The organism is Desulfosporosinus burensis, assembly GCF_054657535.1.
This window is the reverse complement of the sequence record NZ_BAAHYN010000002.1, coordinates 376,755-387,500: the sequence shown is the minus strand read 5'-3', so window position 1 is coordinate 387,500 and position 10,746 is coordinate 376,755. Positions and strand designations below refer to the sequence as shown.

The following is a 10,746-nucleotide window of genomic DNA, read 5'->3' as shown; positions in this document are numbered from 1 at the left end:
GACAGTTAAGCATAAGAACGTTTTCTACTAACATTGAAGTAGTCTTAGTCGTATCAGATGAAGGTAATGGAATTGAACAGGGTATAATTGAAAAGTTAGGTACACCATTCTTTTCAACAAAAGAACAAGGTACTGGTTTAGGATTAGCCGTGTGTTACGGTATAGTTGCACGCCACAATGGAAGGATAAGTATTGAAACTAGTCCTTTAGGTTCTTCATTTTCTATACACTTTATAATTCAGTAATAAAAAGCGGTTGGTCACAATCGCTTATCGGCACTCATCCGAAAAACGGTAGGTCCAGAAAGTCTCTTTGAGGAGCATGTGACTAAACTGATTTTTGGAGGACTTTCCCTTTTTTTGTCCACTTGCAATACGAGACAGAAACATTTGGGATTGTGATTTATGGGCCCTGACCGCAGCCAGCTTCACTTCGGACACATCTGAAATATCATTGACGATATCCGGCGGGCCAAGCACATCTTGAGATTCGTGAGAAAAAGCATGGGCGTACACGACAGGGCGGTCCTGAACAGAAAGACGAGAAATGGCTCGGATCGTCACATCCCCGAGAGCGTTGTGATCTGGATGCACTGCATATCCTGGATAGTGGGTAAGGACCAAGGAAGGTTGAATCTCGCGGAGGATCCGCTCAATTCTATCGATTAGAATTTCTGGGTCTTCAAACTCTATCGTTTTATCTCGCAACCCGAGTTTAATGACATTTTTGATGCCAATAGCTTGGCAAGCCTCAGCCAACTCTGCTTCCCGAATATGCGCTAGCGATTCTCGGGTGGCAAAGAACGGTTTTCCCATGTTGCGTCCCATTTGGCCCATAGTAGCACAGATATAAGTAACTGGAACGCCCGACTTCGCGAATTGTGCAATGGTTCCGCCGCAGCCAAACGTTTCGTCGTCTGGATGGGGGAAAACTACGAGAACATGTTTTTCCAATGACTGATGCCTCCCACTTTAATCCAAAGTCCATTAATCACAACCACCCGCTCAGCGGGTGGTTTGCTCTAGCCCTATAAGGGCTGGGTACAGGCTGAGCCTAAAGGCTCGCTGAAAGTTTCGCCAACCGCACCCTGTCCCGAACTACCCCTAAAGGGGTTGCGGGGCTATTTTTTCTTGTTCTTTTCTACTGGCTCACCCGTAAACGGGTCAACAAACTCTTTGATAGTTAGCTGATCTGCCGCGATATCCTCTTGTAATTGTTTACGGATATATTGTTCTATTGCCTTTTTGTTCCTCCCTACTGTATCTACATAATAGCCTCTGCACCAGAAATGCCTATTCCCATACTTGTACTTTAAGTTCGCATGCCTATCGAAGATCATCAACGAACTTTTTCCTTTGAGGTATCCCATAAAACTTGATACACTTAGTTTCGGAGGAATAGACACTAACATATGAATGTGGTCTGGACATGCGTTTGCTTCTATGATTTCTACTTTCTTGTAATCACACAATGTCCTTATTATCTTTCCTATATCCCCTTTGATTTTTCCATAGATTATTTGCCTACGATATTTTGGGGCAAACACTATGTGATATTTACAGTTCCACTGCGTATGTGCTAAACTTTCTGTATCCATTGGGATCTACCTCCTTTGTCTTAGTGCGGCTGACGAAACCGGCACTATTTTAACAAAGGTAGGTAGTTTTTTCTACTCATAGCTAAAGCTTTTTGGAACCACCTGCATAGCAGGTGGTTTTCGTTTAGACAACAACGCATAACACCTGTATACAGGTGTTATGCGACGAATCTATAGTTCGAATGGAGATAAACTAAGTTCGAGAGCCACAGCCAGTCGTCCCTCTTGATCATGACCGGCGAGCAATAGCCGACCCTCTTGGTCTATCTCAAAATCGGTTAGTCCCTCGGCGTATACCCAACCGAGTTCCATTTTGAGACCAACTCGGTACGGACCGTCGCCAGTGATAATCCCTCGTCCAAAGCGGATACGACCATTGCGAATATATGCACCGACAGTCATATTGCTCTCTTGCCTATGGGCTGCATAGGCTCCATTGGTCGTCTCTAGGTGGAGGTAGACTTCGCGGTTGAGAAAGCTATCCAGCGCGAGTTGTACAATGGACTTATCAGTTGGTTTCATGAACTATCTCACCTCAAACCTAATGGTTTTTCCCTTATTATATACTATTTTGATGCTAATTACATCGGCGAGGCTACGTGTGAAGAGGTGTCTTATTTTGGTATTCTTCTATCGCTTTATACTCTGCGTTGATATCCGCTTTTAATTGTTCGCAAAGATTTGTCCCGTAATATATTTTTTTACTTGTATATTTGGCTAGAGGTAATTTAATGAGTAATAATTGCTATCGCAAATACTAGCCAGAAATTCTCTAGGCAAACAAGGGGGAATGCAGGTCAGTTACTGGAATGATCTGCATTTGACTTCAAGATGAGATTATTTTTTGCATCTTGGAAGGAAATAAAGGCTATACTAACTAGATTTTTTATAGTAAAGTATGGTAATTTTATAGTGGAACACATATACTATTCTTGTAAGTGTTTATAGAGTTGATTGATATCGTTCATGTAGATGTAGATGTAGATGTAGATGTAGGTTAGTAGTCTAACGGTAGTTGTAGGATGGTAGAGTAATGGTAGGTAATAGTTAGGTAATGGTTGTTTTAAATAATGTAGGTCAGTTGTAGGATGGTAGAAATAAGGATGGGTCTATTCTCTGTATCCGTGTCTTTTGTTACGGATGTGGGGTCTTACTCTGTTTTTCTAACTCCTATTAGGGGTTTTTTTATTTTCCAAAATTATAAAAGAGGAGAGATATTTGTGAAAAAAGGGTTAAGTAAATCAATTAACTTGAAGTCGTTAGGGAGAGGGATTTTATTTGTGGTGCTGGCATTGAACTTGGTTTTTGTTTCAGGATGCGGACAGACAGCCTCTGTTCCAACTGCTCAGAATGAAACGAAACCTCAAACAGTCGAGTTAAAATTAGCTCATTTCTTTCCAGCTACACACCCTGCTGAAAAAGAGCTTGTTCAACCTTGGGCAAAGGCGATTGAGACTGCAACTGAGGGCCGAGTGAAGATTACCAGCTACCCGGGACAGACGTTACTACAGGCTGACGCGGTTTATGATGGAGTTATCAATGGAATTGCAGATCTAGGACTTTCTTGTTTTTCTTATACACGGGGTAATTTTCCTGTGTTAGAGGTTTTTGAACTGCCAGGTATTAAGTACGCCAATTCCAAGGCTGCCAGTAAAGTTGCGTGGGAAGGGATCAAACAGTTAAATCCCAAAGAGGTCCAGGATACAAAATTGATGATGGTGTTTACAACAGGCCCTGGAGATTTATATACCAAACAACCTGTACGTGCTCTTAAGGATTTAAAAGGGTTAGAAATTAGAGCTACGGGTCTTAGCGCTAAAAGTCTTACAGCTCTGGGTGCCATGCCAGTTGCGATGGCCCAATCTGAAGCCTACGAAGCATTATCGAAGGGCGTCGCAAAGGGAAATTTAGGTCCAATTGAGGTTTTGCAGGGTTGGAAGCAGGCAGAAGTAACCAAATATCTGACTTTGACACCTTTCTTATACAATAATTTATTCTACGTTACCATGAACAATAATAAATGGAACTCCCTAGCTCCTAAAGATCAGAAAGCGATCGAAGCGGTAAACCAGAAGTTTTTTGAAGAAGTTGCCATGGGTTTATGGGATAAACAAAATGAGTCTGCGTTAAAGTATGCAGTCAATGAAAAAGGGATGGAAGTCATTACCCTTTCTCAAGAAGAGCAGGATCAATGGATTAGTTTAATAAAACCAATTCAGGACGATTATGTAGCTCAAATGAAGAAAAAGGGGCAGCAGGGAGAAGAAATCTTGGCTAAAGTGAACAATCTTGCGGATCAATATAACAAGGAGTTTAAGTAAATCCTGAGGGGGAGTCTAAAATTGAAGCAATTATCTGGCATAGTAAAAGGAGTTAGCAGTATCTTGGATAAATTAGCTGGAATATGTATTTTTTCCGTGATGCTGTTGATTGTAGCAAATATTATCTTGCGGACGGTTTTCAACCAACCCATTTTGGGAACTTATGAGCTGGTAGGATTCATAACAACTATGGGAGTGGCCTTGGCCCTAGCACACTGTGCTTTTCAAGAGGGCCATATCGCGGTTAGCTTTATCATGGAACACTTTCCGCGAAAAATCCAGTCCATTGCAGCTGTCTTGGTTAATGCCGCTTCTTTAATGTTGTGGGCTGCAGCTGTCTGGTCGCTAGGGAAATTTGGTCATGCTATGAAGCTAAAAGGGCTCGTTTCACCCTCGGCAGAAATACCTGTTTACCCGTTTATATATTTGGTTGCTTTTGGCCTGTTGGGGCTTTGTTTGGTGCTATTGTTTAAGCTCCTAGTTTCTTTCAGAGAAGTTCTCGGGACAAGTGCAGCTAAGAAGGTGGCACCATGAGTGTGTTTTTAATTGGGCTAATTGGGATCGCTTTTTTCTTTGGCTTGGTAATGGTACGTATGCCGATTGCCTATGCTATGGCCCTCGTTGGTTTTGTTGGATTCAGCTACCTCACTTCAGTACCGGCATCTTTGGATATGGCGGCCAAAGAATTATATAATACCTTTACTTCCTATTCACTAAGTGTTATTGCCATGTTTGTTTGGATGGGGTTTCTGGCTTACTATTCAGGAATTGGCACCAGTTTATATGTTTTCGCTTATAAAATGGTTGGACATTTGCCAGGGGGACTGGCAATTGCCACTCAAGCAGCTTGTGCTGTTTTCGGAGCGATTTGTGGCTCCAATACCGCAACAGCGGCTACCATGGCGGCCATCGCTCTGCCTGAGATGGATAAATATAAGTATGACAAGTCATTATCCACAGCCAGTATTGCTGCAGGGGGCGTTTTGGGGGTCATGATTCCCCCAAGTGTTATTTTTATTTTATATGGCACTGCCACTGAACAGTCTGTGGGAACCCTTTTTATGGCCGGTATCGTTCCCGGGATTCTTCTGATGTTCTTAAACATGGGCATGATTTACTTGCTTACTTTGCGTAACCCGAGTTTAGGACCAGCCGGTGCCAAATCAAGTTGGGGAGAAAGAATTCGTTCCCTTCGGGGAGGGCTGGGAGAAGCCCTGGCTGTCTTTATTCTTTCTGTTGGTGGCCTTTTTGCCGGCTGGTTTACGCCTACAGAGGCAGGTGCTGTAGGTGCTGGTGGCGTACTAATGGTCAGTCTTTTCGAGCGGCGGCTTAGTTGGGAAAACCTGAAAAATTCGCTATTTGATACTACAAGAACTACTGCGATGATTATGCTCATGCTTGCTGGAGCTGTCATCTTTGGCCGTTTTATGGCAATAAGCAGAGTGCCCTTTGAACTGGCAAATTGGGTCGGAGCTCTTCCCTTGCCACCGTTTGCCATTATGGGCATGATTCTCTTCATCTACCTCATCCTAGGCTGCTTTATTGATGCTTTAGCTCTGATCTTGCTGACTATTCCCATATTCTTTCCTGTGGTGGTAAATACCCTTGGATATGATCCGATTTGGTTTGGGGTCGTTGTAGTTTTAGTAGTAGCCATGGGTGTGATTACCCCTCCGGTAGGGATGAATGTTTATATTATTAAAGGAATTGCCCCGGAAATCCCTTTAGAAACAATCTTTAAAGGGGTATGGCCGTTTCTATGTACAATCATAATATGTTTAATCCTGCTCATGATTTTCCCGGGAATTGCTACCTATTTACCAGAGCTGCTGACGGGATTGTAAAATGTCTTTAAACAAATAAGTCGCATGGGCAAATACCCTTGCGGCTTATTTGAATTACTGCAAAGTATTTCGTTGCTTATTTTTTACAAGGTCGAGGAAATGTAGAACCCCAAAATATGAATTGGCGATTATTTTCCCTTAGAAGGTACTTAATGTATAATAATAAGGAATGCTTACTTCAGAGGGGTTTTTAAACCCTACCGTAAACTTAGGTTAAATCTACCGGTGGCTAACCGCCACTTAAACAGTGTAACTCTTAATGGCGGTTGGCCAGCGAATAAACTGGAGATTTAAACTTATAGTAATCGAGTGAATGTTATCTATAGCATATTTGTTTGCTAACAGTATTTTTACCGTGGGGTTTGTAAAGAGGTAGATAAAGATGGATAACGACGATCAAGAGGGTAAACTATCCAGGAAGGCTCGCAAAAAGGAACATATTGAATTTGCGCTGAAGGCCGCTGTAGAATCACAGAGAAACAACGGTTTTTCCGATGTTCATTTGCTTTATGAGGCCCTGCCAGAGTTAAATCTTGAGGAGATTGACACTACTCTTTGCTTTTTAGGTAAGAATCTAAAGGCTCCCCTATTAATAAATGCTATAACAGGGGGGCATCCAGACGTTAAACACATCAATCGAAGTTTGGCAAAGGTGGCTGCTCGGGCAGGAATCGCAATGGCTGTTGGCTCTCAGATAGCTGGGCTGGAAGATTCGAATGTGCAAGATACATATAAAGTTGCCCGCGATGAGAACCCGGATGGAGTTTTATTGGCTAATGTAAGTGCGCTCACTTCGTGGATAATGGTAAAAGAAGCTATCGAAATGATCAATGCGGACGGGGTCCAATTACATTTAAATGTGGCTCAGGAACTTGCTATGACTGAGGGGGACAGGAATTTTAGGGGTACATTAGCTAATATCGAAAGAATAGTAGCGTTATCAAATGTACCGGTTATCGTTAAAGAGGTTGGTTTTGGTTTGTCCCGTGAGACGATTAAGAAAATCTATGATGTAGGGGTGCGGTACATAGATACTGCCGGAAAAGGGGGAACTGATTTTATTAAGATTGAAACTATGCGTTCGGGTCAGGACTACCTAGGGAACTACCAGAATATCGGGATATCTACAGCTGCAAGCCTTATGGAAGCCCAAAGCTTAAAATTACCGCTTAGTATTTTGGCTTCCGGGGGTTTTAAAGGTGGGAGTGATGTAGCAGGAGCACTTGCTTTGGGGGCACAATTAATAGGTTTTGCAGGGCATTTCTTGCAGGTTCTATTCGAAAGTACTGAGCAAGGTCTTAACGAACGAGTCGAAAGAATCATAGATCAGTTAAGACGAACGATGTTAATGGTCGGGGCCTCTAATTTGCATGAATTGGCCGGAAAACCAGTGGTTATTACAGGAAGTACTGCAGAATGGCTAACCTGGAGGGGTATAAATCGATGAATGAAAAGGCCCAAAGGTTGCTTAATTACTTAGAAAAACATAACACGATGATCCTTTCTACATATGGGGAAAACGGACCGTGGGCAACCCCTGTTTTTTTTATTAATCACGGATTTCGGATCTATTTTTTGTCGGAACTTACGTCTATACACAGCACTAACTTGCGCGAGAAATCTCTATCTGCTGCGGTGATTACCGAAGACTATGGGGATTGGAAGAAAATACAAGGCATTCAATTGCAAGGGAATGCTTACTTAATGACTAACTTAAAGAAGGCGGCGCTGCTCTTAGCTTCATATTGTAAAAAGTATCCTGCAGCTCTGCACATTTTTCAGACTCCAGGCGCCTTTAAGGGAGTTTCCAATGCCCGTTGGCACTGTCTAGTCCCTCATTATTTGAAATTCACGGATAACACAGAAAAGTTCGGTCAACATTTAGAGTTAGAATTAAAGGTTATTAAGGGCGATAATGAGTTTAATTATGAAGAAGATTTGTCGAATAGCTAAGATATAATAGTGCCACTGGAGGACTTGTATGATAAATATTATTTATGCTGTTCCGGAAAATCATGGCACAGTTGATCGAATTGTTAGAACTAAAGCAAATAAGGATGTTAAATTTGAATTAGTTAAAAAAGTGGATATTGAGGGCTTGATATAAGGAGGCAACACAGACATGTCTTTATCTATAAAAAACATAATCTGCGTGGGTCGTAATTACGTTCAAACACGCTCACGAACTTAACAATGCGGTTCCACAATCCCCATTGTTGTTTACTAAGCCAACCCATTCTTTAGCTGAGGCTAATGGCCGTGAGATAATCTTTCCGGGAGATCGAGGCCAAATTCAATATGAAGTAGAACTCGTATTCCATATCAGACAATATGAGCCTGGAATTAAGTTAGATGACCTAGTGGACCAAATGGCTATAGGTATCGACTTTACCTTGCGTGATGTTCAGACAGAGTTAAAAGGTAAAGGCTATCCCTGGGTACTAGCCAAAGGGTTTATCAACTCGGCCGTAATCACCCCTTGGCAGCCTTTTGCTGGACTTAAAGCTATGCTGGATGTTGATTTTTCTTTAGACAAAAATGGACAAGAGGTTCAACGGGGAACTATGAAAAAAAATGATTTTTGACCTACCGACAGTCATTGATTATACTGCACTGCACCTTGGACTTGGGCAAGGGGATATCATTTTTACTGGTACTCCGGCGGGCGTGGGGCCGGTACTTGACGGGGATCATTTTGCCTGTAAATTGGCTGATAAAGAGTTAGGGAACTGCATCATAAAGCTCTCGAAATAAGAAAAGGGTCTTCTTTACTATGTAACCCATAGGTATAGGGTTGTAACAAACTTCTATTGAAGTGTGTTACAACCCTATTTGTAGCGCAGTGCAACTATGGCGATTGCCTACGCTAAAGGCTTGGTTCCTCTTTACTTGACGGATTCTCTTAATTCCGGGATTAGATTGAGTGGTTCTTTTCCCTTAAGTGCTATGACGAGATTTTGGGCTGCTAGCATTGCTATATCAAAGATTATTGTAAGATTATATACCTGTCCTATATTATAGGGTAACTATTTCACACGGAGTCAATCGAAAATTATGGAAGTGACTTTGGCCTTTCATCTATTCTTTGGTTGAAGAATAATAATGTTATTCTAATAACTTGGGTTAAAAAACACGTTGAAAAAACCAATGAGAGGGTTTATAGTGAATGATGTTTATTGGCAAGGGGACTTCCTCAAGCCATCTGGAAATAGAAGGGACGGGAAAACCATGATCGTCATGGCGAAAATTCTAAGCACCTTGATCCTCGTTGTTTGGCTTCTGAGGAGGCGCGTTCAAATCGGGCATGCTATGCTAGCAGGTTCGATTATCTTATTCTTAATTGCTTCGCCCACGTGGGAAAAAGCATCTACTTCACTTCAAGCTACCTTACTGGAAATCAGAACCTGGGAAGTCATGTTAGCTATGTTTTTCGTCATGTGCCTTGAGCACCTTCTGCGCACGAGTGGAACCATAGAAGGCTTTATGAAGTCTATGAAAACAATGCTTCGCAGTGATCGCATCACTTAACACTGAGACCGGTTACCACATGGTAACCGGTCTCAGTACATATTCCCTCTCTAATATCTGCGTGCCCCGAGGTAACGGGAGGCGTAAAAGCTATCACTAAGGCTTGATACCTTTACATCACTATTGGGGTTACTGGCATGAACAAAACGTCCTCCTCCGGTATAAATGCCCACATGAGATGCACCCTTAGCATAGGTTGTAAAAAATACTAAATCACCGGGCACAAGACCATCTCTGCCCACTGCAGTTCCGGAGGTGAATTGATCAAAGGATGTACGAGGGAGGGATATCCCAGCACCAGCTAAGACATACTTGGTAAAACCTGAACAGTCAAAGCCACTGCGTGTTGTTCCGCCAAAAACATAGGGCGTCCCTTGCAAGCTAAGGGCGCGATCTACGATGCTTGAAGAATCACCGCTTCCACGAGAAGCAGCGTAAGCGACAGTGACAGGCCGACTATTAGGGCCTTTAGCAATTACTTGATTGACAGGAGCTTGAATGATCTTTTCATCGACTACCTGCTTAGTAACGTCAATACCATTCTTTTGCACATAAGAATATGTAACTAATTTTGAGCCATTACTACCTTGTGTAATGACTTTTGTTTTCCCGTATCCTAAACTGTTATCAGATTTTGTTACGACATCATAGGGAATTGTCTCTGGACCCGAATAGGTTCCCTGACTCACGACAGTAAGATAGGGTGTTGAATCCACAAGCTTAATAATTTGGCCCGGTTGCAACTTTGTATCTTTAGTTGCTCCTGGATTACCGGCTAGTACTTCATCTGTCAACATATTATTTTTGCGGGCAATAAGCCACCAAGAATCGTTGGCTAGGACAGTATAATCCTTTGTCCTTATTTTACCATCAACCAACTTCTTAAAAGCTTGATCAACTTGGATCATTTGATTGGGTTGGACCTCTGTCTCTTCGACATGAACCTCTTCGGCAAAATTAACGGAAGTGACCTTATTTTCCTCACTGGGTTTAACATAATAGGATTCATAGTCTTTAAGAACTTTATCGGAATCTTCTTTGCTGGGTAAAATTGCAATAACAGAACCATCTGCTTCTAACTTATAACCATCAAGATAAAATCCCAATTTATCTTCCAATGTCTGTTCGCTCAAAGCAGAGTCATGATAGACTGTTCGATTTACCCTAACCTTTTCATAGGTAATTTGGTCATGAGTTTTGGCAATCAGCCCGAAGGGCTTGCCATGTTCTTCTAGAATCGTTTCAACCAGATTATTACCCGTATTAACATCACGTACTAAGCCAATCTCTTGACCGTTAATCATTACGACAGCCGCAGAAGTCGTTGTCGAAAGATAATTGGTCAGCCCTCCAGTTAGGATAATTGTAATTGCTAGACCACCGATGACTTTCGGTGATTTCCAAGATATTTTTTGGAGAGTGTTGCGGAAAGATTGTTTGAAATCCAGTTGCATTG

The 10,746-nt window shown here is 42.1% G+C and carries 12 protein-coding genes and 1 pseudogene (1 of these 13 cut by a window edge); 9 read left to right on the top strand and 4 right to left on the bottom strand.

Features of this window, described 5'->3' with window-relative positions:
• Positions 1–245, top strand: partial view of an ATP-binding protein gene (locus ACYQ3Q_RS04845; RefSeq protein ID WP_459927519.1) — the 3' portion only. The gene continues 103 nt to the left of window position 1, outside the view; the window shows 245 of its 348 coding nt (coding positions 104–348); its start codon lies beyond the left edge, outside the window; the stop codon is at positions 243–245.
• A gap of 24 nt (positions 246–269) precedes the next feature.
• On the opposite strand, the gene bshB2 is transcribed toward ACYQ3Q_RS04845, so the two are convergent.
• The 3 genes from bshB2 to ACYQ3Q_RS04830 form a co-directional block, all read right to left on the bottom strand.
• Positions 270–953, bottom strand: a complete 684-nt coding sequence (gene bshB2, locus ACYQ3Q_RS04840) for a bacillithiol biosynthesis deacetylase BshB2 (RefSeq protein ID WP_459927518.1) — start codon at positions 951–953, stop codon at positions 270–272.
• A gap of 167 nt (positions 954–1,120) precedes the next feature.
• Positions 1,121–1,597 carry an IS200/IS605 family transposase gene (gene tnpA, locus ACYQ3Q_RS04835; RefSeq protein ID WP_459927517.1) on the bottom strand — a complete coding sequence of 159 codons (477 nt, stop codon included), beginning with the start codon at positions 1,595–1,597 and terminating at the stop codon, positions 1,121–1,123.
• Between the two features lie 171 nt (positions 1,598–1,768).
• Positions 1,769–2,119: a YojF family protein gene (locus ACYQ3Q_RS04830; RefSeq protein ID WP_459927516.1), complete on the bottom strand. Its 351-nt coding sequence runs from the start codon at positions 2,117–2,119 to the stop codon at positions 1,769–1,771.
• Positions 2,120–2,817: 698 nt separating this feature from the next.
• Between ACYQ3Q_RS04830 and ACYQ3Q_RS04825 the strand changes: the two genes are divergently transcribed.
• From ACYQ3Q_RS04825 to ACYQ3Q_RS04790, 8 genes and pseudogenes are all read left to right on the top strand, one after another.
• Complete coding sequence (locus tag ACYQ3Q_RS04825) at positions 2,818–3,918, top strand: TRAP transporter substrate-binding protein (protein WP_459927515.1); 1,101 nt, start codon at positions 2,818–2,820, stop codon at positions 3,916–3,918.
• 21 nt (positions 3,919–3,939) lie between these two features.
• Complete coding sequence (locus tag ACYQ3Q_RS04820; protein WP_459927514.1) at positions 3,940–4,452, top strand: TRAP transporter small permease; 513 nt, start codon at positions 3,940–3,942, stop codon at positions 4,450–4,452.
• Positions 4,449–5,762, top strand: a complete 1,314-nt coding sequence (locus tag ACYQ3Q_RS04815) for a TRAP transporter large permease (protein WP_459927513.1) — start codon at positions 4,449–4,451, stop codon at positions 5,760–5,762. Before ACYQ3Q_RS04820 ends, ACYQ3Q_RS04815 begins: the two co-directional genes overlap by 4 nt.
• A 382-nt stretch (positions 5,763–6,144) precedes the next feature.
• Entirely contained in the window at positions 6,145–7,209 is a 1,065-nt protein-coding gene (fni, locus tag ACYQ3Q_RS04810) for a type 2 isopentenyl-diphosphate Delta-isomerase (RefSeq protein ID WP_459927512.1), read from the top strand.
• Complete coding sequence (locus ACYQ3Q_RS04805; protein WP_459927511.1) at positions 7,206–7,715, top strand: pyridoxamine 5'-phosphate oxidase family protein; 510 nt, start codon at positions 7,206–7,208, stop codon at positions 7,713–7,715. The genes fni and ACYQ3Q_RS04805 overlap by 4 nt, the downstream gene beginning before the upstream one ends.
• Before the next feature lie 28 nt (positions 7,716–7,743).
• Positions 7,744–7,869, top strand: a complete 126-nt coding sequence (locus ACYQ3Q_RS04800; RefSeq protein ID WP_459927510.1) for a hypothetical protein — start codon at positions 7,744–7,746, stop codon at positions 7,867–7,869.
• 15 nt (positions 7,870–7,884) lie between these two features.
• Positions 7,885–8,516: pseudogene (locus ACYQ3Q_RS04795) on the top strand (fumarylacetoacetate hydrolase family protein).
• A gap of 408 nt (positions 8,517–8,924) precedes the next feature.
• Positions 8,925–9,290, top strand: coding sequence for a hypothetical protein (locus ACYQ3Q_RS04790; RefSeq protein ID WP_459927509.1), 366 nt, complete (start codon positions 8,925–8,927; stop codon positions 9,288–9,290).
• 50 nt (positions 9,291–9,340) lie between these two features.
• Here the strand turns inward: ACYQ3Q_RS04790 and ACYQ3Q_RS04785 are convergent, their stop codons facing one another.
• Complete coding sequence (locus ACYQ3Q_RS04785; RefSeq protein ID WP_459927508.1) at positions 9,341–10,744, bottom strand: C40 family peptidase; 1,404 nt, start codon at positions 10,742–10,744, stop codon at positions 9,341–9,343.
• Positions 10,745–10,746 lie beyond the last annotated feature (2 nt).